Annotated in this window: 18 protein-coding genes; 4 read left to right on the forward strand and 14 right to left on the reverse strand. The window is 68.1% G+C overall.

The window, feature by feature from the left end:
* Window positions 1-58: 58 nt before the first annotated feature.
* The 13 genes from Ani05nite_RS25035 to Ani05nite_RS25090 all read right to left on the reverse strand — a co-directional run bounded on the left by Ani05nite_RS25035 (window position 59) and on the right by Ani05nite_RS25090 (window position 14,914).
* On the reverse strand, window positions 59-637 hold the full coding sequence (locus Ani05nite_RS25035) for a hypothetical protein (RefSeq protein WP_203772085.1): 579 nt from the start codon (window positions 635-637) through the stop codon (window positions 59-61).
* Complete coding sequence (locus Ani05nite_RS25040) at window positions 634-1,755, reverse strand: hypothetical protein (protein ID WP_203772087.1); 1,122 nt, start codon at window positions 1,753-1,755, stop codon at window positions 634-636. The genes Ani05nite_RS25035 and Ani05nite_RS25040 overlap by 4 nt, the downstream gene beginning before the upstream one ends.
* A gap of 99 nt (window positions 1,756-1,854) precedes the next feature.
* The gene (locus Ani05nite_RS25045) at window positions 1,855-3,609 is read right to left on the reverse strand and encodes a hypothetical protein (RefSeq protein WP_203772089.1); all 1,755 of its coding nucleotides are present in this window, start codon (window positions 3,607-3,609) and stop codon (window positions 1,855-1,857) included.
* Between the two features lie 5 nt (window positions 3,610-3,614).
* The gene (locus Ani05nite_RS25050; RefSeq protein ID WP_203772091.1) at window positions 3,615-4,430 is read right to left on the reverse strand and encodes an SAM-dependent methyltransferase; all 816 of its coding nucleotides are present in this window, start codon (window positions 4,428-4,430) and stop codon (window positions 3,615-3,617) included.
* A gap of 51 nt (window positions 4,431-4,481) precedes the next feature.
* Entirely contained in the window at window positions 4,482-5,279 is a 798-nt protein-coding gene (locus tag Ani05nite_RS25055) for a hypothetical protein (RefSeq protein WP_203772093.1), read from the reverse strand.
* Window positions 5,276-6,058 carry a hypothetical protein gene (locus Ani05nite_RS25060; protein ID WP_203772095.1) on the reverse strand — a complete coding sequence of 261 codons (783 nt, stop codon included), beginning with the start codon at window positions 6,056-6,058 and terminating at the stop codon, window positions 5,276-5,278. The genes Ani05nite_RS25055 and Ani05nite_RS25060 overlap by 4 nt, the downstream gene beginning before the upstream one ends.
* Window positions 6,055-6,366 carry a hypothetical protein gene (locus Ani05nite_RS25065; RefSeq protein ID WP_203772097.1) on the reverse strand — a complete coding sequence of 104 codons (312 nt, stop codon included), beginning with the start codon at window positions 6,364-6,366 and terminating at the stop codon, window positions 6,055-6,057. Before Ani05nite_RS25065 ends, Ani05nite_RS25060 begins: the two co-directional genes overlap by 4 nt.
* A complete protein-coding gene (locus Ani05nite_RS25070; protein WP_203772099.1) occupies window positions 6,363-7,850 on the reverse strand; it encodes an ATP-binding cassette domain-containing protein in 1,488 nt (495 codons plus the stop codon). The genes Ani05nite_RS25065 and Ani05nite_RS25070 overlap by 4 nt, the downstream gene beginning before the upstream one ends.
* Window positions 7,847-9,721, reverse strand: a complete 1,875-nt coding sequence (locus tag Ani05nite_RS25075) for an ABC transporter permease (protein WP_203772101.1) — start codon at window positions 9,719-9,721, stop codon at window positions 7,847-7,849. The genes Ani05nite_RS25070 and Ani05nite_RS25075 overlap by 4 nt, the downstream gene beginning before the upstream one ends.
* A 34-nt stretch (window positions 9,722-9,755) precedes the next feature.
* Window positions 9,756-10,571: a class I SAM-dependent methyltransferase gene (locus Ani05nite_RS25080; RefSeq protein WP_203772103.1), complete on the reverse strand. Its 816-nt coding sequence runs from the start codon at window positions 10,569-10,571 to the stop codon at window positions 9,756-9,758.
* Window positions 10,572-10,585: 14 nt separating this feature from the next.
* Window positions 10,586-11,803 carry an ABC transporter substrate-binding protein gene (locus Ani05nite_RS25085; protein WP_307836717.1) on the reverse strand — a complete coding sequence of 406 codons (1,218 nt, stop codon included), beginning with the start codon at window positions 11,801-11,803 and terminating at the stop codon, window positions 10,586-10,588.
* Window positions 11,804-11,921: 118 nt separating this feature from the next.
* Window positions 11,922-12,353, reverse strand: a complete 432-nt coding sequence (locus Ani05nite_RS41385) for a roadblock/LC7 domain-containing protein (RefSeq protein ID WP_239130599.1) — start codon at window positions 12,351-12,353, stop codon at window positions 11,922-11,924.
* Window positions 12,350-14,914: a sensor histidine kinase gene (locus tag Ani05nite_RS25090; RefSeq protein WP_203772107.1), complete on the reverse strand. Its 2,565-nt coding sequence runs from the start codon at window positions 14,912-14,914 to the stop codon at window positions 12,350-12,352. The genes Ani05nite_RS41385 and Ani05nite_RS25090 overlap by 4 nt, the downstream gene beginning before the upstream one ends.
* A 1,167-nt stretch (window positions 14,915-16,081) precedes the next feature.
* Here Ani05nite_RS25090 and Ani05nite_RS41390 point away from each other — a divergent pair.
* The 3 genes from Ani05nite_RS41390 to Ani05nite_RS25110 are packed head-to-tail and all read left to right on the forward strand — an operon-like array spanning window position 16,082 to window position 18,611.
* Window positions 16,082-17,191, forward strand: a complete 1,110-nt coding sequence (locus tag Ani05nite_RS41390) for a radical SAM protein (protein WP_239130600.1) — start codon at window positions 16,082-16,084, stop codon at window positions 17,189-17,191.
* On the forward strand, window positions 17,188-17,787 hold the full coding sequence (gene tmk / locus Ani05nite_RS25105; protein ID WP_203772109.1) for a dTMP kinase: 600 nt from the start codon (window positions 17,188-17,190) through the stop codon (window positions 17,785-17,787). Before Ani05nite_RS41390 ends, tmk begins: the two co-directional genes overlap by 4 nt.
* Window positions 17,788-17,807: 20 nt before the next feature.
* Entirely contained in the window at window positions 17,808-18,611 is an 804-nt protein-coding gene (locus Ani05nite_RS25110) for an endonuclease/exonuclease/phosphatase family protein (RefSeq protein ID WP_203772111.1), read from the forward strand.
* On the opposite strand, the gene Ani05nite_RS25115 is transcribed toward Ani05nite_RS25110, so the two are convergent.
* Window positions 18,608-19,177, reverse strand: a complete 570-nt coding sequence (locus Ani05nite_RS25115) for a class IV adenylate cyclase (RefSeq protein WP_203772113.1) — start codon at window positions 19,175-19,177, stop codon at window positions 18,608-18,610. The genes Ani05nite_RS25110 and Ani05nite_RS25115 overlap by 4 nt on opposite strands.
* Before the next feature lie 211 nt (window positions 19,178-19,388).
* Here Ani05nite_RS25115 and Ani05nite_RS25120 point away from each other — a divergent pair, with 211 nt between their 5' ends.
* Window positions 19,389-20,729, forward strand: coding sequence for a helix-turn-helix domain-containing protein (locus Ani05nite_RS25120; RefSeq protein ID WP_203772115.1), 1,341 nt, complete (start codon window positions 19,389-19,391; stop codon window positions 20,727-20,729).
* Window positions 20,730-20,739 lie beyond the last annotated feature (10 nt).

The following is a 20,739-nucleotide window of genomic DNA, read 5'->3' on the forward strand; positions in this document are numbered from 1 at the left end:
CTAGGCGGCGGTGTTGACGGTGGCGGATCGCGTTCTGCGAGCTCGGTCGCCGACTAGGTCACAGGTCGGTCCGCAGTTGTTTGGGCGGCAGCCACGGAGCGTGTGGGCTGCCGGGCTGCGGCGGTTTGATCTCGTTGCGGATGGCTTCGATCCAGGAGCGCAAGTTGGCCGGCGGGTGCGTCATGCTGCGCACGAGCTGCACTGCCGCCTGGTCGGGGGTGTAGCCGGGCCCCGGTCCCATGTCGAGTAGGTAGTTGGTGTTGCCGAGCACCAGGGCCACGGCGAGGCGCAGCGCGAGCGGCCAGTCGCCGCGAGGATCATCGTCGTTGATGTCGGTCGCCCAACGGCAGCGGGCGACGACCTCACGGCCGAACTCGTCGAGTGGTAACGCCGGTGCCGTGCTCAGAACACCAGCTTGGTCAGGAGCGGGTTGCTCGACCGCCGGGGTGTCGGGGGTGGCGGCGGGGTGGTTGTTGAGGTGCTCGGTCAGGACGCGGACGAACCATGTGGCCGGCACCAGCCTGTCGTGGCCGTACGGGTAGGACTCCGTGAAGTCCGGGTGCAGGGCACACCGTGAGGTCACGGCGTGCTCACCGACGTGAAAGGAAATCTGGTCGGTGCCGAGCCGGGCACTCATCGACGAACTCCCGGATGTGAGGTGCCCTCGGCCAAGATTGAGAAGACGGTGTGTGCCGCTGCCCGGTTCGAGGTGGCCGTACTCGAGCTGCCTGCGGGCCGTAGGGCCTCGGTGTGCTCGGAGCAACGCGGCTGCGGAGTCGACCGGTCTTTGGTGTGGCGGCGGTTCAGGTACTGGGCGTAGGTGCGGAAGCCGGGGCGTTGCCAGGGTGCGACGGCCGGGTGGGCTACGCCGGCGTCCGGATCGGTGGAACTTGCGGCGAGCAGGTCCCCGGTGGCCGGGTCGAAGATCAGCGTGCGGCTGTACGAGGCGTATGGCGGCGGTGCCGGAGTCGTCACAGTGGTGGTGACTGTGATCCCCATGCGCCCGCTGGGGTCGAAGGCTCCTTCACGAACGACGGTATGGGGCTGGCCGGCGAGCATGCGCAGCACGCCGCGGCGGGTCGGCAACGGCACGACTCGGGCGGCGAACAGCTCCGAGATTTGGCCGAAAAGGTCGATGCCGGTGTTCGGGGGCGGGCCGAGTAGTTGTCGGCGTACGGCGTCGGGGTTGCTGGACAGGGGACCGTCCCAGGGTGCCGCCTCGGGCTGGGTCCACATTTCGTCGCGTTCGGGCGTGCAGCCGTGGGTTTCGTCGAGTGCATAGGACCGGCCGCTGCCCTGGTTGTCGGTCCAGGCGCCGAGGTGGCGTACCGATGTAGGCAGTCGGCTTGCTGGCGATGCACCGCCGGTGGTCGGCTCGGTCTCCCACCTGCGGACCTCGACGTAGTCGAAGCGGCCACGGCTTGCCTCGTAGGGCGCTGCGATGACGTGATCGGCGATCTGCAAGAGGCGTGCGGGCGACACGCTGCTGGACGCGGTACCGGTAGTGCCGTCGGCTGCCGGCACAGAAGGGGCGGTTGCAGCGTTGCTGGCCTGCCAGTGCAGGTTGGGCATGGTGTCGATGGCGCGCCTGGGCAGCTGAGTACCGGCCGCGGTGATGGTGCCGACGGCGATCAGCGCGCCGGTGACGATCCACCACCGGCTGCGTGAGCCACGGTCGTCGGCCGCTGCCGGGCCAGCATCTGCCGCAGGGGTGGCGGGGCGGGCATGCGCTGTGTGTGGATCAAGGTGCGTCATGGTTCCTCGGCTGGTGTGAAGCCCTACGGCGACCGTGCGGGTCGGTGGTGACAGGACGGTGGAACGGGAATGCTGGTGAAGTCACGCCGGCGTCCCTGGTCATGCCGGCGTCCCTGGGGACCTGCCGGGTGGTGGGTCGAGGGGGTCGGCGCCGCGGTAGTGCCGGAGGGTGGGGGCTTCGGGCCAGCCCTCGATGTACTGCCGGTGGGTGATGTCGCCGAGCAGTGGCGGGCGGAAATCATCGCCGGGCTCGATGGTGAAGTCCCACTCGCCGGAGTCGATGTATTGGTCCCATGGCCCGGCGTCGTTGAAGATGGCCAGGTCATGTCCGGTGTGCTCGGTGAGCATCCGGAAGACGGCGGTCGTGGCGATGGCCTGGTCGACGGCTGGCCGTGCGCCGATGGTGAGGGCGGCACCCGGTTGGCCGGTGCTGCGGCCCAGGGCTAGTTCGAGGCGGCAGGACAGGCAGATCAGGCTCACCTCACCGTTGACCGGTTCCTCCGGCAGAGCGGGGGTGGCACCGGTGAAGACCGTGGGCGTGGGTGGGCCGGGCCAGCCGGTGTTGTAGTCGCCGAGGGCGGTGTCCGGTCTCGGGTCGGTGCCGGGGGAGGCGATGATGTCAGTGGGGGTGGCCGCGTACTTGCGCCAGGCGGGTGACACGTCGGTCAGGACGCGCAGTTCATGGTTGGGGTGTTCGCTGAGCAGCCGCCACGTCGCCCGGCTGACGTCGGGGTGCTGCCAGGCGGGATTGCCGGCGGCAATGATCGGTACCGTCAGCGTGTCCGGGTGGGCGGAGTGCACGATGGAGCTGCCTAGGCGCAGCGCGAGCCGGCAGGTGTCACAGATCAGCCACACGTTGCTGGTGGTCGGCTTGGCGAGTAGCCGCCGGCGGGTGAGTAGGGCTTGGGTGTGGGCGCTGAGTCCGTACCAGACGCCGTCGAGGCTCACCTCGCAGCTCATCGCGGAGATGTTGGCGTCCGGGGGAGGCGGCGCTGTGTCGGCCGGTGCCGGACTGCGGTGGCGGGTGGGTGGTTCGCCGTACAGGAGGGCCGAGAAACGGTGCCGGTCCGGCGCCCGGCGCCCGGTCTGGGTGCACACGCTGCGGTGCGGCTCGTAGAGCTGGTCGGTCAGGGCCAGGGCGAGAGTGGCGAATAGGGCACGCCCGGCAGAGCCCGGGAGTTCCAACTGTGCGGTGTGTGCGTCGAGCATGAACCCGGCGAGGTCGTCGCGGGCGCAGGCGCCGGCCATCGCCACGGCGACAATCACCGTCGTGAGCAGAGCGGGACGCGGTCCGTCGTCACGCTCGGCGGGCACGGGGGTGTGCCGTAGCCCCTGATGGGCCAGTGGGCACAGCCCTTGGTTGTGCAGCGCGAGGTAGGCGTGGAGGTGATCAAGCATGCTCGAGGCGTCGGCGGGACTATCGCCCAGGTCGGTGATGCGCGACGCGATTGCCGATGCCGCTCTGTGGGCGCTGCCGAACAGCGGCAGGAGGCCGGTGCGCACCGCGGCGTCGGCGAGCACAGCGCGCTGCCGTTGGTGGTGCCCGCTCGGGTGCAGCCGGCCGCTGGCCTCGGCGGCGTACTGCGCCCACCTGGACAGCATCGGCCCGCGATGACAGGTGTAGGCGATCCACCGCAGGGTGATGTTGATGAGCCGCTCGTCGTCGGGCGTGGTCGCGGGATCGCGGCCTGCCAGCTCCCGCGGGATCGATGTCGGGCCGTCGTCGTCGTGCGTGCCGGCGGCCGGCGACTGCGCTTCTGCGGCCCGTTCGGTGCCCTGCGCGGTATCCGGGTCCGGTCCGGCAGCTGACGCCTCGGTACGCGGGCCGCTGGCGGGTTTCGAGGGTTCCTGCATGGCGCTCATCTGAGGTGCCGCGCGGTCGCGGAGCCGGGAACGCGGGCGACCGCCCCGTACACCGATGCTTGCTGTGGTGTCGGCAGGACTTCGCCGCTGCCAGGCCGCCACGACGTGATGGGGGTGATTCCTGGGTCGATGAGCTCGAGACCATCCAAGAACCCGGTGAACTGGTCGCGGTCGCGCAGGACGAAGTCGTATGCGGACAACTTCTGGCGGGTCGCTTCATCGAGGAAGTCTCCGGTGGCGTGAGAGGCAACCAGGTAGCTGCCCGGTGCCAGCTGCGCCAGCAACTCTGCGACGATGCTACGGGCCTGCTGGTAGTCAGCGACGAAGTGCAGCACCGCGACGAGCATCAACGCGACGGGCTGCTGCAGGTCCAGGGTTTTGCGCAGCCTCGGCTCGTCGAGGATGACGCGCGGGTCGTGCAGGTCCGCTTCGATGTATTCCGTGCGTCCCTCGGCACTGCTGGTCAACAGGGCCCGCGCGTGAGCCAGGACCAGCGGGTCGTTGTCGACGTAGACGATGCGGCTGTCCAGCGCGATCTGCTGGGCGACTTCGTGGGTGTTGTCGGCGGTGGGCAGGCCGGTGCCGATGTCAAGGAACTGCCGGATACCTGCCTCGGCTGTCAGGAAGCGCACGGCACGCTGAAGGAAGCGACGGTTTTGCACCGCGGCGGTGCGGATGTCGGGGTACTCGCGTTCGATCGCGTCGGCGGAGGCGCGGTCGGCAGCGAAGTTGTCCTTGCCGCCCAGCCAGTAGTTGTAGCGGCGTGCCGGATGTGCGGCGGAAGTGTCGATCCGCGTTGAATCCTGGGTCATGAGCGGCCTCGATGAAGTTGCAGGGCGGGAGCGGACTCTGAGATGCGCTGGTCATGACGACCCGGGTAAGGCCAGAAGCTGCTGCCACCAGTAGCTGCGGCGCTCAAGCCACGGCTGAGTAGCGGCGGTGGGCGAGGTGCGGGCGCTGAGCTCGGCCAGCGCTGGCGGGGGTTGCCCGCGCGCGCACGCGTTGTCGTGACCGGTGGCGACCCAGGTGAAGGTCCGAATGCCATAGACGGCGAACTCATAGCGTTCGTAGCTGCCCACGGTGGGCAAGAGCTGGCCATCGGCGAGGAGCAGAGTTTCGGCCTCGAGGTCACGGCGGCAAGCGCACAGCATGGCGGCTAACCAGAGCAGCAGAGTCGGACCTCCGCCGCTGTGGCGCTGCCTGCGCCACAGGTCTGCGGCGTGGGTGGCGGTACGGATGGCCTCACCGCAGTGGCCATGCCAGTGCAGGATCTGCGCCTGGTTCAGCAGCACCATCGGTAGCTCCGGCGCCGAACCCGCATCGTCGTGTGGCCCGTCTACGTCCGTCGGCCCGTTGGTCCGGCCGGGGCGGTGGCCGACAGTCTTGGACTCGGGACGCCGCTGCAAGGGCACGACCGGCCGTGGTGGGGGGAAGCGCAGGCGGGTGCGGACGGCGTAGCGCGTCCACTCTGGGTCGCCGGTGATGTCGCTGTAGAGGGCGGCTGCCTCCAGCAGGATCTGATCGCAGGGGGCGCTGTCAGGATCGAGGCTGCTCAGATGCTGGTTCAGCAGCGTCGCCGCGCCGGCGGGGTCTCCGTTGGTCAGCAGGAGACGGGCGAGGGGCACGGTCATCGGCAGCGTCTGCTGCTCCGAGGAGGTCATCGGCCGGCTCGGCTTCCCATGCGGGAGCGATAGGCGCATACGCGCCGGTGCTCAAGGACTCCAGTCAGCGGTGGGGTGTCGAGTAACGCGTTCGGCTGCAACGCCTGGTCAGGTGCAGTAGGCCGCGCGGGTGTGGTGTTCACGCCCGGATGGCAGGCGTCGAGCATCAGCCGGTACAGCCGCAGCACCGTGGCCGCCGCGGGTGACTGTTCGTCAACGGCCTCCCTGGCGGTCTGCCAGGCCAGGCTGATCTGATCGAGGGCCTCGACGCAGCGGCCCTGCCGATGAAGCCCGGCGGCGTACGCCAGCCGGGACTGCTGAGCCAGGCCCGGTAGTTGCGCCGTCTGGTACCGGGTGGCCAGTTGTTGCCATAGGTCAGCAGCCTGTTCATGATGGCCGGCGTCATCCAGGACAACGGCATAAGTGCGGATCGCCAGCAACGTGGCCGTTGCAGTCGGCGGACAGGTCTGCTGGGCGAGCTGGCATGCCCGTCGGGCGATCAGATTCCGCACGTGGTGCGGATAGTCGCGGTCCGCGGCAACCTCGGCGGCGACGCTGACCAGGTCCGCGGGGTCGATGCGGGCGTCGATCAGTTCCCGGACGAATCCGGCCCATTGCCCGACGGTCGGATCCTGGGCCTGTTCGGACGAGTCCCGGGCAGCCGGACGCGCCTGTTCGGCCGCGGTGGCCGACCAGCGGTTGTTACGCGCGGCATGGTCGCTCGTGACGTTCGCCGAGGTGTCCGGGCGCGACGAGTGGGCGCTGCGAGGACGACTCATGGCGCCACCACCCTCACCGTGGCCGGTACGGGCGCCGCGCAGCCGGTGGTAGAGCGAGCCTGAACGACGATGACGGCGACCGTGATAGCGATCATCGCGGCGGCCGTGACAGCTACGACGGTCCACGCCTTGCGCCGTAGCTGCTCGACGTGGTGCTGCCATTCCCGCCGCGTCTGATCAACGGTGGGACGAGCGGTGTCGGCGCTCGGCGCGGCGTAGCCGGTGGAGTTGAGCCACCGATCGGTGCGGGTGTCGTTGCGCCACGGCTCGAGACCACGGTGGGCCGGGCCCGGCTCGAGGGGGTTCATGCGGCGGTTCCTGCGGTGCTGACGCCGAGGAACTCGGCGATACGGGAATGGGTGACCGGCTCGTCGACGTCGGTGGTGGAGAAGGCGACCCGGCCGGCGTGCAGGACGCTGACGCGGTCGGCGACGGTCCGGGCGAAATGCTGGTTCTGCTCGGCCAGCAGCACGGCGACGCCGTCGTCAGCGATGCGGGTGATGACCTGGGCGAGCTGGTCGACGACCCGCGGTGCCAGGCCCTCGGTGGGTTCATCGAGCAACAGCAGCCGCGGCTGCAGCATCAGTGCCCGGGCCAGCGCGAGCATCTGCTGCTCTCCGCCGGACATCTGGGCCGGGTAGCGCTGGTGTTTGCCAGCCAGGGCAGGCAGCAGGTCCAGGACGTCGTCGTGGCTGAAGCGGCGGCCGAGGCCGGTGCGGCGCGCCCCGATGCCGGCGGCGATGTCCAGGTGTTCAGCCACGGTGAGGGTGGGCCACAACCGGCGTCCTTGCGGGACGAGCGTCACGGTGTCGCCAGCCTGCCGTCGCTGAGCTGGCACGGGTGAGATCGACGTGCCGGGCAAGGCCGGGTGCAGTCCGGCGAGCACGTTGAGCAGCGTGGTTTTTCCGGCACCGTTGCGGCCGAGCAGAACGTGCACCGTACCGGCGGCGACGTCGAAGCTGACGTCGGTGAGCACGGGGGCTCCGTGGTAGCCGGCGTGCAGCTTGTCGACTGTCAGCACGGCATCTCCGCCGGTGCGCGGCGTGCGGGGTGTGCTTGCTGCGGTGACGGCGAAGTAGGCGTCGGCGACGCGGGAGTCGGCGCGGATCTCGTCGGCGGGGCCGGTGACCACGTGTTCGCCGGCGGCCAGGACGGTGACGGTGGTGGCGACGTCGAATACAAGCGCCAGGTGATGGTCGACCAGGATGACGGTGATCTCTGGGGGAAGGTCTCGCAGGATCGTGGTGAGCTGCCGGATCTCGCCGGGGTCAAGACCGGCGGAGGGTTCGTCGAGCAGCAGCAGCCGGGGCTCAGTGGCAAGGGCCATCGCCAGTTCGAGGCGCCGCTGCTGCCCGTAGGACAACGAGCGTGCGGACGTGCTCGCGTGGGTGCCGAGGTGCACGCGGGAAAGGGCGTGTTCGACGCGGCGGCGCCGCTCGGCCGCGCGTGCTGCTGGGCGGCGAGGGGTATGGAGGCGCACGGCGAGGGCAATGTTGTCGGCCGCGGTGAGCTCGCCGATGACGGCAGGGTGCTGGAACGTACGGCCGATCCCGAGCCGGGCCCGCACGGCCGCGGCCGTCGTGGTGATCGGCCGGCCGGCGAAGGTGATAGCGCCGCTGCTGGGCCGTTGACTGCCGGCGATCAGGTTCAGCAGGGTGGACTTTCCGGCGCCGTTGGGTCCGATGATCGCGTGCCGGGCCCCGGCCGGTATGTCCAGGCTGGTCGGATGCAGAGCGGTCACGGCGCCGTAGCGGCGGCTGACCTGGTCGAGGTGCAGCAGCGCGGTGGTCATGCCGGGCTCCCTGCGGCGACTGCCGGCGACGGCGCGGTTCGACCAGCCATGTGGCGTCGGGCGGCACGGTAGGCCTGGGGCACGTAGACGGCAGCGAGGAACAGCAGTCCGAGCCAGAGCGGGCCGCCGCCGACGGTGTTGGCGGCCCAGTCGCGGCAGGCGATGACGGCGAACGCGCCGGCGATGGCGCCGGTGATGCTGGTGCCGCCGATGGCGGCGGCCAGGAACACGACGGTCGCGGTGTCGAACCCGACGTCGGCGGGCGACACGTAGGCGTTGAGGGCGGCGAGCAGGGCGCCGCCGATCCCGGCGACCGCCCCGGCGATGGTGTACCCGGCGGTGTGGGTCAGGGTGGAGCGGTGGCCCAGTGCTTGCATGCGGGGTTCGTGGCCGGCCAGCCCGCGCAGCAGCAGAGCGAGCCGGGATCGTGCTACCAGCAGCACCGCGCCGACGGTGAGGGCGGTGACGGCCAGGATGTACCAGTACAGGTACGCCGGTTGCGTCACCGGCTCGGCGCCCGGCCAGAGCCTGACCGCGGGCAGCTGGAGTCCTTCGTCGCCGCCGGTCAGCCCCCGCCATTGGGAGGCGAGCAGGGCGATGGTGCCGGCGAACATCAGGGTGACGAGCATGAACGCGGTGCCGCGGGCCTGCAGGAGTAACGGTGCCGTGAGCGCGGCCGCTGCGGCGGCGGTCAGGGCGGCGAAGGCCACCTGCAGCCCAGCGTTGGTGTGCCCGGCGAGGCTGAGCAGGGCGGCGGTGTAGGCGCCGACGCCGGCGTAGGCGACTTGCCCGAATGAGGGCAGCCCGGCGATGCCCACGAGCAGCTGGGTGCTGACGGCGAGGATCGCGTAGATCAGGGCGGTTGCGGCGAGAACGACCAGGTACCGGTCCGCCACCACGGGCCACGACACGGCGAGGATGAGCAGGCCGGCTGTGGCGGCGGCGCGCCCTGGTCGGGTCGACCAGGCTCGCGCGGGTGGCGGCAGCCGGTCCGCGACGGTGGCTGCCGGGGAGGCGAGCACGGCGCGACCGCGGCGGGCTTTGACGATGAGCAGGACCAGCACGGGCACGAACAGCGCGAACGAGGCGGTACCCGGGGCGAGCGCCACACCAACGGTCTGGACCTGGCCGACGAACAACGCGGCGGCCAAGGTGGAGCCGATGTTCCCGGCGCCGCCAAGCACGACAACGATCAGCGACAAGGTCAGCACGTGGATGTCGGTGCCAGGGGCCGGGCCGATGAGTGGGGCACCGAGGACACCGGCAACCACGGCAAGGGACCCGCCGACGGCGAGCGCGGCGATACGCACAACGCGGATCCGGATGCCGGTGACAGCGGCCATGGCCGGGTCGGCGACCACAGCGCGCAGCCGCGCGCCGGTCCGGGTGTGGCGTAGCAGCAGGTGCAGGCTGGCGGCGATCAGCGCGGCGACGGCGATGAACACCAGCCGGTAGACGGGATAGCCGTGCCCGAACAGCCCGACGCTACCGGCGAGAATTTCCGGAGGATTCGCCGGTAGCGGGCTGCCACCGAACGCCTGGTCGAAAGCGGAAACAGCGACGAACGCGACGCCGAGGGTGACCAGGGCCTGCCGTCGATGATCGTGCACCGGGCGCAGCAGCACATCCAGCAGCGCACCACCGCCGGCACCGACGACCAGGGCGGCACAGACAGCGGCAATGAGCCCCAGCAGGGTGCCGTCGGTGAGGGCGTAACCAAGGTAGGCGCCGAGCAGGTAGAGCGTGCCGTGGGCCAGGTTCATCACGCCCATGACGCCGAGGATCAGGGTCAGGCCGACGGCGACGGTGAACAGCAGCAGCCCGTAGGCCACGCCGTCGATGCTGGTCGCCGCGAGTTCTGCCGCTGTCACGGCACGCTCCTCTGCTTCTTCCGAAAGGGGTGGGTCAGTTCGCGGGGCGGACGCCGACGGCGGTGTGCATGGGCCAGTGCCAGGCCCACACCTGCGGGTCGGTCATCGCGGTGCGCAGCGTGTCGAGCTGCTCGAGCGTCATCCCGGCGGCGAGCAGTTCAGTCTGCTTCTGCCGGCTGTTGCAGTCGTGCAGCAGCATCCCGGCGCTGCCGCCGACCCACACCCGGTTGAACGTCTGCGCGGTAACACCGACCAGCCCGGCGTCGGTCATGGCGGCGGGGATGCGCCGGGCCCAACGTGAGTCCATGCCGCCGGTTTCGCCGAGGCCGATCAGGGCGCGCTGGAAGGCGAGGAACGCCGCGGCGACCTCGGCGGAGCCGCGGACGAACATCTCGTCGAGGTGCGTGGTCTCCCAGTCGGAGACGACCAGCACACCGCCGGGCTTGAGGGCGGCAGCGACTCGGGCCAGGACCTGGTCACGATCGGCGAGGTGCATCAGCAGCAGCCGGGCGTGGATCAGGTCGTAGGCCGCGGCGGTGAACTCGTGGGTGGTGACGTCGCCGGTGATCACGGTGGTCCGGTCATGGGTGGGGATGTGGCGGGGGTTGAGGTCGAGGATGTCGACGTGGCCGGCCGGGACGAGTTCGCCGGCCATCCAGGTGGAGATCGTGCCGGCTCCGGCGCCGAGGTCGAGGCACCGGCCGTCGTGCGGGACCTCGACGCTTTCCAGGACGCTGATGGTGTGGTCGTCGAGGACGTCGGCGAGGATCTGCACCTGGCGGGCGGCCTCGGTGGTGTCGTTGTCGAACATGTACGTGCTGGCCGGGGCGGTGGTGTCGCTGGAGGTCATGAAGGGGTGGCCTTTCAGCTGCCGAGGGTGGTCAGGGTTTGCTGGGTGACGTTGGCGCGGGTCCGGCCGTCGAAGGCGACCTTGCGCAGGTACCAGGCCTGCACCGGGCTGTGGCCGACGGTGCCGAGGCGGAAGCTGCCGCGGGGGCTGTCGAGCGCGCCGAGCTTGCTGACCGCAGTGTTGATCGATTCGCTGGTCGGATTGGTGCCGGCGGCAGCGATCGCTTGGTCGAGCAGCAGGGCGGCGTCCCAGGCGGTGACGGAGTAGATGCTCGGCGGCTGTTGGTACTTCTGCTGGTAGGCGGTGGAGAAGGTGCGGTTGGCGGGGTTGTCGAGGTCCGGCACGTAGTTCATGACCGTCTGTACGCCGTCGGCGGCGGCGCCTTCGGCGTTCAGGACGGCACCTTCGGTGAGGAACCCGGCCCCGTACAACGGCAAGGCGAGTCCGGACTGCTTGTACTGCTTGACGAAGTCGACAGCCATCGTGCCAGCGAAAAAGACGTAGACGGCCTTCGCCCCGGAGTCCTTGATCTTGTTCAGGTACGGCAGGAAGTTCACGCTGGCCGAACCCCACGGCGTCCAGGTCTCCTTGCCGTCGGGGTTGGCCAGGGTGCCGCCACTCTTCTTGAACGCCTCGACGAAACCGCCGAGCTGGTCCCAGCCGCCCTGGTAGTCCGGGGCCATCACGTAGACCGGGCCGTTGACGGCGGTGCGGACGTGTTCGGCGACCGCGGCGCCGGTCTCCCGGGACTGCCACGAGGTGTGCCACACGAAGCCCAGGTCGGCGGGCTTGAGGGAGCCGGGACGGCCGCCGGTGCCGATGAACGGCACCTTGCGCTGGTTGGCGATCGGGGCGATGGCCACGGTGGGATCGGCGCTGGCGGTGCCGACCAGGACGGTGGCGCGGTCGGCGTCGAGCAGCTTCTTCGCCGCGGTCAAGGCGGTGGCCTGGTTGACCCCCTCGTCGCCGGTTGCGGTGGCGATGGTGTGGCCGCCGAGTTTGCCGCCGTGGGAGTCGAGGTAGAGCTGCCAGCCGCGTTCCATGTCCACGCCGAGTGCCTGGTACGGGCCGGTCTTCGGCCAGATCAAGCCGATGCGAATGGTGCCGTCGGCCGACTGGTCGTTGTCGAGGCTGGAGCCGCTGCACCCACTGAGGGCGATCAGCGCAACGGTCAGCAGCCCGGCGAGGGCGTAGCGAGTACGGGAGCGTGGAGGGTGCAACCGGGGTTTCACGCAGACTCCTGGAGTCGGGGGGTGAGAGGTGGTGGGCAAGCCGGCCCGTGACGGCCGGCTGGTTCCGTCCGCCGTAGCGAGGTGCCACGACGAGGCGTTCTGAGGCGGCGGGATCGGCTCAGCTGAAGACCCGGGCACCCGGGTCGAGGATCTGGCCGGCGGACTCGCCCAGCCGTTCGAGCTCGAAGAACAGCTGGTCCATGTTGGTGGTATGGCTGGCCAGCACCAGCAGCAGCGCATGCTCGGTCGGCTTCTTGATGACGATGAAGCCCTCGTCGAGCTCCACCAGCACGTGGTGCGTTGCTCCGGCGTTGAGGTGGCCGGCAATGCCGCTGATCATGCCGACCATGCCCGAGGCAGCGGCCCCGAGCGGGTCACCGTTCTCCCGGCGCAGGTTGCTGGACGCAGCGCGGGTAATGCCGTCCGCGCTGGCCGCCACGACGAGCGCGACGCCCGGGACCAGCTGAAGCAGTTCGTCGAGCAGCGCGGTGAACTGGGCGACCGACGGAACGCTCGCGTGGTAGCTGGCGGGACTCACTGACATGGTCATGACGGGCCAATCTGTCCGGAGGGAGATTTAGCGGGCCGGCGCATGGCACTCGCGGCTGCGCTCAGCTGGGCACGAGAACGCTGGGGATCGCGCTGGCGAGGCACTGTCTGGGCGGGCGTGCGGGGAACCTCGTACTGGCGGGGCTGTCGTTTCGGCAGACCGCTGCGGGTCACGTGCTCTGCCATCGGGGCCGTGTCCGGCCCAGCGGCGTCGGCTGCATGGGCAGCCATCGCGCTGGCGCCCTGCTGCCATTCCGAACCCAGCGTGGGAGGTGGCTGGTCAGGCCGGTCCGCGTCGGTGAACCAACGGCTGGCCGAGGCGACCTGGTCGAAGATCACCGTGGGAACGGCTGGACCGTGGTGTTGCGGTGCGACAGACGACGGTGGACGCCCGGCGTACGGCAGCAGCTCCTGCGTCGCGGCCATGACGGCCACCGCCGGTGCCGCGTTCGCAGATGCGGAAAAAGCCTTGGTAGCTGCGGTGACGGCGTGCCCGTACGGCTCGTGCGGGGCTGGGCCGAAGGCTTGAGCCGGCGATTGCTGGATGGCGGGTGGGCCCGGCCGGGCCGGTGACGCGGCGGGCTCGGGTTCTGCGACGTGAAACACCTTGGCCGGCAGATTGAGGTCGACGCGGGTCCCTTGGTCCTTCGTCGAGCGCAGGTTGACCGTGATACCCAGGCGTTCAGCGATGCGTCCGACGACGGGCAGGCCCATGTGCCGCACGGTCTGCGCGTCCAGGCGGAAGTGCCGCAGCCTCTGCCGCTGTTCCTCGAGCTCGTCGAGGTTGATGCCGTAGCCCTCATCGGTGACTTGGATGTGCAGGGTGTCGCCGACCACTTGGGCCTGTACGTACACCAGCGTGTGGGGCGGGGAGAAGCGGGTGCCGTTGGCGAACAGCTCAGTCAGCAGGTGAAGCAGGTCCGCGACGGCGAATGCCTCGATCATGATGTGCCCACCCACCGTGTTCTCCACCCGGGTGTACTGGTCGATGCGGCCGTAGGCGCCGCGGACCACGTCGTACAGTGCGGTCGGTTCGTGGACATCCTCACCGGCGCGCCCACCGGCGATGACCAGTAGGTTGCCGATGGTGCGCCGCGCCAAGGTTGTGCGGTGATCCAACCCGTACAGCTGTTGCAGCCGGACGCTGTCTTCCTCGGGGCGTTCCAGCTCGTCGAGCTGGCTGGTCAGCATCTCGATGTGGGAGAGCAGGCGCCGTGCGACGTTCTGCACGACGTCATCGACCGTGGCCCGGGCCGTGGCCTCCTGCCCGGCCAGCTCAACGGCTGTGCGGGCGACTTGCTCGAACGCGGTGGCGACGTCGCCGACCTCGCCGCCGCCAATGGCAGCCAGTTGACGTGTCGCGGCATCAGAATCGGCGGAGGTGCGAAGGGACTCGCCGGGGCGGAGTTCCCACGTGGCCGGGCCGGTCGTGATCTGGCGGACCATCTCCGGTAGTCGTTCGGTGGCCATCCGCGTGGCGCCGATTTGCAGTAGCCGCAACGGGCCGGTGATCGACGCGCTGACCCGCCACACCACGGCGCCCAGCACGGCCAAGACGACTACGACGCCGATGCCCAGCCACAGAAGATTGCGGCGCTGCTGGTCGCGCTGGTCGGTCACCGAGTTGAGTAGTGCTGCGTCGAACTGGTGCTCTGCGGCGTGCAGCTGCTGCATGCGCGCGTTGGTGGCAGCGACCCAGTTGCTGGCGCTGCTGTCCAAGTTCAGCGGAGTGTTCGCCTGAGCGCGTGCGGCGACGCCGTGCAGCCGTTCACCCGCCAGGGCGGTCTTGCTGCTGGTCTGTCCGGCGAGCACAGCTTGCCAGTCGGCAGGTGCGATTTGCCGGAACGTCTCTAGCGCTTCGTTGAATGTGGCGTTCGCGCTGACGATCTGTTGTTGCTCGGCGGCCGTCAAGGGCGTGTCCCGGATCGCCGGCAAGACCGCGACCTGCATCAGTCCCAGCGCCTCGATGGCCTGCGACGCGGTGGCCGAGGCCCGCAGCCCGTTGGCGGTCTCCGCGTCCACGCCGAGCTGGCTCAAGGCGGTTCGATATCCGCCGAGGTCTGCGGTCAACGCCCGATACCGGAAGATCGTCAAACTGCCAGCGGCGTCCTGACCGCTGCGGACCTGCTCACGCAGCAGCGGCAACGCCGTCAGCTGTGTGTCCAGCCGTTGCAACGGCGCCGCGAGCCCGGCAGGAGCGTCAAGATCGTTCTGGGCAGCTACGAACTGTGCAGCGACCGCATCGGTGGCCTCCGCCTGCCGCCGGTACGCCTCGATCACCCCGGGCCGGCCGGCTTGCACGAAGACCGCCGCAGCCGCTGCGCGTTCCTGTTGCAGCTGTGCAGTCAGCTCACCAGCGACGACGCCAATGTTGACCAAGCGGCGCGCCTGTTCGGCCTTTGACGCCGCGAGCGCCCCGGTGACACCGATCAGCGACGCTAGCGTCAGGATCGCCACAAGCGGCACCGTCAGCAGTAGCGCCAATTTGGACCGGATGGGGCGGTCGGCCAGTCGTAGCCAGCCGCCACTACCCGGCGACGGCGGTGCGGTGGCCGAAGTCATGCGCCGACCGCCACGAGCCGTGAGAATTTGGCCTGTTCGGCGCTGGTTCTCCTGGTCGGGGCGGCGAGACCGTAGATGGACGGGGGCGGGACGGCGCACGAGCGGGCGTCGAGCAACGCGGTCATCCTCTGGTGGAACGGCGCCATGCTGGCAGCCGCCAGCATGGCGCCGACTCGGGACGGAGTGCAGGGATAGCCAGCTGCGCAGGCGGAGTTGGCGCAACGATCCCCGGAGGGTTCGGCAAGGTGCTGCACGATCAGCAGTTGGGCAGTCGCCCACAAGGCATGGTCGTGGACGAGCGCGGGGAAGGGATGGGTGCTCGCCATTTCAGGAGAGGACATGGGTGAGGGGTCTCTCGTTGCGAGGAAGAGAACACGGTGGATGGCGGGGGTGGTGTGCCGGCCGGCCACGGGGGAAGCTTCGGCCAGCACACCACCGCAGCGCTGCACGTCACGGCGAGGACGCCGAAGGGCTGAGTTCCTCGGGTACATCGGCATCCTCCTTCTCGGTATCGGTCGTGATGGCGCCGAATTACCGTTCTTGACGTGCAGCAAGTCCTTGCAATGGTGCGGTGTACTCGAAGGCGGGCGGCATGTTGCAGCACGCCCGCCCCCAAGTGTCTGCCGGGAGCCGAATTTCCTATGACGACTATCTGTTCCTGGACGGCTGTGCGACGTGGGCTAAGCTGCGCAGGTGCGGACTTGCGTGGTCCTGTCGTGAAGGCGTTCAGCTCTCATTCGACCTTGGCTCCCTGGGTGGCATCCGCGGTGGCGGGAATCACTGCCTAGATCAGCTAAGTCCTCAATGGAGGTGTCGGACAGTGTCGGAGAGAAGGAAAACAAACTCCGACAACGGACTCACCGATTCGTGTTCTCCGCTGCCCGGCCCGAGGTGCTGCCGTGCTCAGTCGCTCGTCAGGTCGAGAGTGATCGTTGATCAGTGCTTTCACGTGGATTGACCCGGGCTCGGATCACGCTGACGGCGGTTCTGCGCTGCGGTTGCGGGCGATGATTACCGGCTGAGTTGTCGGCCGGATGTCGGAGATTGTCGGAACTACGCGGGGGTGGTTTCCGACAATGCGCGGCGCGTGGTGGACTTTCTTCGGGCATCTCTGATGGTGTCTGACGAGGCGGCTAGAGGCCGGCCCCACATCGGCGGGAGTCGTCTATGAAGCGTTTGATTGTCGACACGCAGGCATCGTCGTGCTATTTCCGGACCTCGGTCGGCGGTGACGGACGCAAAGCGTTGGTGCAGGTCACCGAACGGTGCAATCTGCATTGCGCTCATTGTTTTGTTTCGTCCACACCGGTCGGCGCAGATATGTCCCTCAGTGCATTTACCGAGGTGGTGTTGCCTCGTCTGGTGCGCGCCCGGGTCGAGCGGATCACGCTGACCGGCGGTGAGCCCTTCGTTCACCCGGATCTGCTGGCGATGTGCCGGGCCGTGGTGGATCAGGGGTTGCCGCTCGGGTTGTGCACGAACGCGACGCAGACCAGCGACGAGCAGATCGCCGCGCTGGCCGCGCTGGGTGGCGTGCACGTCAATGTCTCGTTCGACGGGTTCCGGCCGGACAGCCACGGCAAGTTCCGAGGTAGCAGGAACTCGTTCGAGACGACGGTGGCCACGACGCGCAAGTTCGCCGCGGCTGGCCTGTTACAGGGGTTGCTGTCGACGCCGAACGCCCTGACGCGCCCGGAGGAGTTCGCTGACCTGTGCGCGTTCGCGGCGGAGATCGGCGCGCAGTACGTGCTGATGAATCCGCTGTCGTCGTTCGGACGTGGGGTGAAGAGCCAGGGCCGGCTGGCCGCCGACACAGATGCGATGCGGGCCATCGCGGCGGTGACGAACCGGTTCGCCGATCAGCTCGACGTCGTGAAGATCCGGTTCCCGAACGACGACCTGCCGTTGGGCGGCTGCGACGCGGGCCGGTTGATCTACGTGTTCACCGACGGGCAGGTCGCCGTGTGCCCGTACCTGGTCTTCGCCGCGCGTACTCCGGCGTCGATGTATCAGGACAGGGAGTTCCTGGTCGGCAACATTCTCGGGTCGGATGACACCGTCACAGGTGCGCTGGATGGCTACGACTTCCATCGCCGCTTTGAGGTCGGGGACAACCCGACCTGTGGTAGCTGCGCGTTGAACAGCTCGTGCGGGAAGGGGTGCCCTGCGGCCGTGGTCTCCCGCGGTGGGCTGATCGGTGATCTCGACTCCGAGCAGTGCCCGGTCGCCGAGCCGGGCGCGCGGATGCTCCTGCCGCTGGTCGGCGTGTCTCGATGACCGCGCAGTTCATTGCGATCGAGGGACCTAACGCTGTCGGCAAGACCACCATTGCCGAGCTGCTGGCCGATCGGCTTGCCGCGATCGGCGACATCGGTGTGCATCTGACCGGTGAGCCGACCCGGACGCCGCTCGGTCAGGTCGTGCGCCGTCAGGAAGGGATGTTGCACGGCCGGGCGCTGGCGCTCGCGCTGGCCGCGGACCGGTACGCGCACGTGGAAACCGAGATCATTCCGCAGCTCGACGACGGCCGGCACGTCGTGACCGCCCGGTATCTTCCGTCCTCGCTGGTGCTGCAACGCATCGACGGCCTCGACCTCGACGAGATCTGGCTGTACAACCGCTACGTACTGCCGGCCACTGTCATCTACCTCGAGGACGATCCCGCCACGATCAGGGGACGTCTCGGCCAGCGAGCCACCTTGTCGCGGCTGGAAGCCTCCGGATCCCCCGAACGGGAACTCACCCTGTACCGGGAGGCGAAAGCGTTCCTCGACGTGCAGGAGTGGAAGCAGCACATCATCAACTGCGCGGGCCGAACCCCCGACCAGGTCGTCGGGGACATCCTCGGGGCGCTGATCAGCGCCGTCCTGTAGCCCTGGTAAGACTGCTGACTGTGTTGTCGCTGCTGACGTTGAATCTGCAAGCCGCCGCTCTCATCCGCGCGGAGCGCATCTACGGCTGGCTGGCCCAGCGCGACGACCACGCGATCGTCCTGACCGAAACCAGCAACGGCCCCGGCACCGCCCACCTGCTCGATCGGTTCCGGGACGCCGGTATGGTCGTCGACCATCGCCGGTCGATCGACGGCGACCGCGGCAGCGCCCTGGTTAGCCGCATCCCGGCCCGCATCCGCCCCGACCTGACCGAAGGCATCTCACTGCCCGGACGGGCCGTCGCGGTCACCTTGGACACCGAGCCGGCGGTGACGCTGCTCGGGATCTACGTGCCCTCCAGCGCCCGCTCTCCCGCGAAGGTCGCCAAGAAGAAGGCCTTCTTGGCCAGCACGCTGGACGCCATCGCCGTGATCGGGGACGACGAGCGCCGCCGGCTCGTGGTGACCGGTGACTACAACGTCATCGGCCGGCACCACTCGCCCCGCTATCCGGTCTTTCAGCCGTTCGAGTACGCGTTCCTCGATCAGCTGGCCGACCTGGGCCTGGCCGACGTGCACGAACATCTGCACCCGGGCGTCCAGGTGCACAGCTGGTACGGCCGCGGCGGCAACGGCTACCGCTTCGACTACTTCCACACCGGCGCCGACCTCACCACCGCGGCGACCACCTGTGCCCACCTGCCGGAGGTACGTACGGGAGGCCTGAGCGACCACGACGCCGTCGGGCTCACCCTGACCGCCACGACGCCCGAACCGCTCGCCGCCGCTGACCTGACCGCGCCGTCGGCCGGCACCTTGTTCTAGACCTCGGCGGCCGACAAGTTCCGGATCAGCGAGTCATAGGTGTCGCTCACCCGCTCAACGTCGACGCCGAGGGAACGTACCAACCCGTCGAGTTCGGCTTGAACCCGCTCACCGGATTGCGCTGTGCGGACCACCCGCTCGACTTCGACAAATGCGCCGAGCTGGTCCACGACGTCCACGCAGACCGAAACGCCGTTCCAGCTACCTGACCGTCGTTCCTTACGGATGCGTACGGTCGGCGCCCAGCCCATCGTCACGAGCGCGGCGTGCATCGCGTCCCGGTCAGAGATCACGCTCTCGTGCTCCAGGCAGGCCATCTCGTTGTCGATCGGCTTCTTCACCGTGAACAGGTGCTGGCCCTGCTCCGTCCGAAGCCGAGCGAACGTAACCCCGATCTTCGACATGCCATACGACCAGCCGACCGGCGCATACGCCTGGTCATCCTGGACGGACGGCCCCGACAATACGACCCCCTGGCCGCCGAGTGCGGCGATCAGCTGGTCGAGGTCCCCGACCCGGTACTTGGCTTCGACCTCTTGATCATTGCTGCTCAGCTCGCTTGCCATGGCCGCGAAGCGTACGAGAACAGAACCCCGAACGTGCGCGGTTGGCAAGCGTGGCGATGTCGGAACTTTGTCGGAGAATTGTCGGAGACAGGCCGCAGAGTAGCCGACACGTCACGTCGATGGACTACGCTGCCTGAACCGCTTGGCCAACTAGGCTGGTGGTGTGCCGAGATGCTTCTGAGCTGGTGTGACGTGCGAAGCGGGGTTTAAGGTGGCCGATCCGCAAGCTGTACGAACGGCTCGACGTGACCTGGGCCAACAACTCGCGGCATTGCGGAAGGCGAAACAGCTTAGCCAGCAGGATCTCGCGGACCAAACGATATACAGCCGTAGCAGCATCGCTAACATCGAGACCGGACTCCAGCCGGTCAATCGGACTTTCTGGGAAGCGGTCGATGCTTTACTTGGTGCAGAGGACGAACTGGTCCAAGGCTACGACGCTATTGAAGACCTTCGGCGAGCACACCCACGTCCTATAAGAAGGACGAGGCAGGATCCGCCGGAAGATTTAGTGGCCCCCGCAGCTGCGAATGACCCGAGTCTGCCATTCGCGATGAGTCGTAGCAAGGGCACTTCATCCTCGCCAATCGAGCAGCTCGCGGGCCTATCTTTCGAGACCCCGGTCCCGAAGTCGATCGATTGGGTCGACGTGGATCACGTCCGTTTTGTTACGCGATCCTTCGCCATATCGGAAAATACTTTCGGAGGCGGATTCTCGGGACAAGCCGCTGCGGCCCAACTTCGTCATTCATCCCTTCTGTTGCACAGCCGCGCAAGCAGTGAGGTGCGACTAAAGATATTCGAGGCAGTTGGCAACCTGGGCGGAGTCGTTGGATTTTCTGCGTTCGATGTTGGCGACTATAACTCGGCAAGGAAATGTTTCGATTTTGAGCTCTGGTGTGCCGAGAACGCCAAATCCTGGACACTGAAGGCCAGTGCGTTGAGCGATATGGCACGTCTTGCAATCTACTTGGGGGAAACCGATGACGCACTATCGCTGATTGAATTGGCGCAAGTTCGATCAGACCGACTGACGGCAAGCCTTCGCGCCATGCTGGGCGCAATGAGAGCTCGACTCCTCGCCTTGCACGGTCGACACGGGGAAGCGCTTGCGGAGATTGATCGCTCGGATGAGCAATTTGCCGCTATAGACCGGGACAATGAGCCACCGTGGATGTCTTATTACGATGAGGCAGAACATCAAGGCAGCACTGGTCGCGCCCTGATCCCCATCGCTATGAAGACCGGTAGCCCTGCGTTGGTGGCAGCCAGAATGCGGCGTGCAATTTGTCTTCATGATAAGGACCACCCTAGGTCGAGGGCTTTCTCGCGCACGCGATTGGCCTCGCTAACTATGAAGATTGGGAATCCCCGAGAAGCCGCAGAACTTGGCTGGCAATCGGTCGAAGATGCTTCAACGGTGCGTTCGTCGAGACTGCGCATAGAGCTAGAGCGGCTTGCTGCAATTTCTGCTCCGCATAGAAAGATTCCCGAAGTGGGTGATTTGATTCAGGAGATATCTGTCCCGAACCAAACGAGTTTGGAGCGCTAAATGGATTCTT

It is taken from the genome of Actinoplanes nipponensis, assembly GCF_016862275.1.
Classification (GTDB): Bacteria; Actinomycetota; Actinomycetes; order Mycobacteriales; family Micromonosporaceae; genus Actinoplanes; species Actinoplanes nipponensis.

Bases quoted from the DNA above. Each gene is read 5' to 3' on its own strand.
- Ani05nite_RS25035 (WP_203772085.1), bottom strand. From the start codon at position 637: ATGAGTGCCCGGCTCGGCACCGACCAGATTTCCTTTCACGTCGGTGAG.
- Ani05nite_RS25040 (WP_203772087.1), bottom strand. From the start codon at position 1,755: ATGACGCACCTTGATCCACACACAGCGCATGCCCGCCCCGCCACCCCT.
- Ani05nite_RS25045 (WP_203772089.1), bottom strand. From the start codon at position 3,609: ATGCAGGAACCCTCGAAACCCGCCAGCGGCCCGCGTACCGAGGCGTCA.
- Ani05nite_RS25050 (WP_203772091.1), bottom strand. From the start codon at position 4,430: ATGACCCAGGATTCAACGCGGATCGACACTTCCGCCGCACATCCGGCA.
- Ani05nite_RS25055 (WP_203772093.1), bottom strand. From the start codon at position 5,279: ATGACCTCCTCGGAGCAGCAGACGCTGCCGATGACCGTGCCCCTCGCC.
- Ani05nite_RS25060 (WP_203772095.1), bottom strand. From the start codon at position 6,058: ATGAGTCGTCCTCGCAGCGCCCACTCGTCGCGCCCGGACACCTCGGCG.
- Ani05nite_RS25065 (WP_203772097.1), bottom strand. From the start codon at position 6,366: ATGAACCCCCTCGAGCCGGGCCCGGCCCACCGTGGTCTCGAGCCGTGG.
- Ani05nite_RS25070 (WP_203772099.1), bottom strand. From the start codon at position 7,850: ATGACCACCGCGCTGCTGCACCTCGACCAGGTCAGCCGCCGCTACGGC.
- Ani05nite_RS25080 (WP_203772103.1), bottom strand. From the start codon at position 10,571: ATGACCTCCAGCGACACCACCGCCCCGGCCAGCACGTACATGTTCGAC.
- Ani05nite_RS41385 (WP_239130599.1), bottom strand. From the start codon at position 12,353: ATGACCATGTCAGTGAGTCCCGCCAGCTACCACGCGAGCGTTCCGTCG.
- Ani05nite_RS25090 (WP_203772107.1), bottom strand. From the start codon at position 14,914: ATGACTTCGGCCACCGCACCGCCGTCGCCGGGTAGTGGCGGCTGGCTA.
- Ani05nite_RS41390 (WP_239130600.1), top strand. From the start codon at position 16,082: ATGAAGCGTTTGATTGTCGACACGCAGGCATCGTCGTGCTATTTCCGG.
- tmk (WP_203772109.1), top strand. From the start codon at position 17,188: ATGACCGCGCAGTTCATTGCGATCGAGGGACCTAACGCTGTCGGCAAG.
- Ani05nite_RS25115 (WP_203772113.1), bottom strand. From the start codon at position 19,177: ATGGCAAGCGAGCTGAGCAGCAATGATCAAGAGGTCGAAGCCAAGTAC.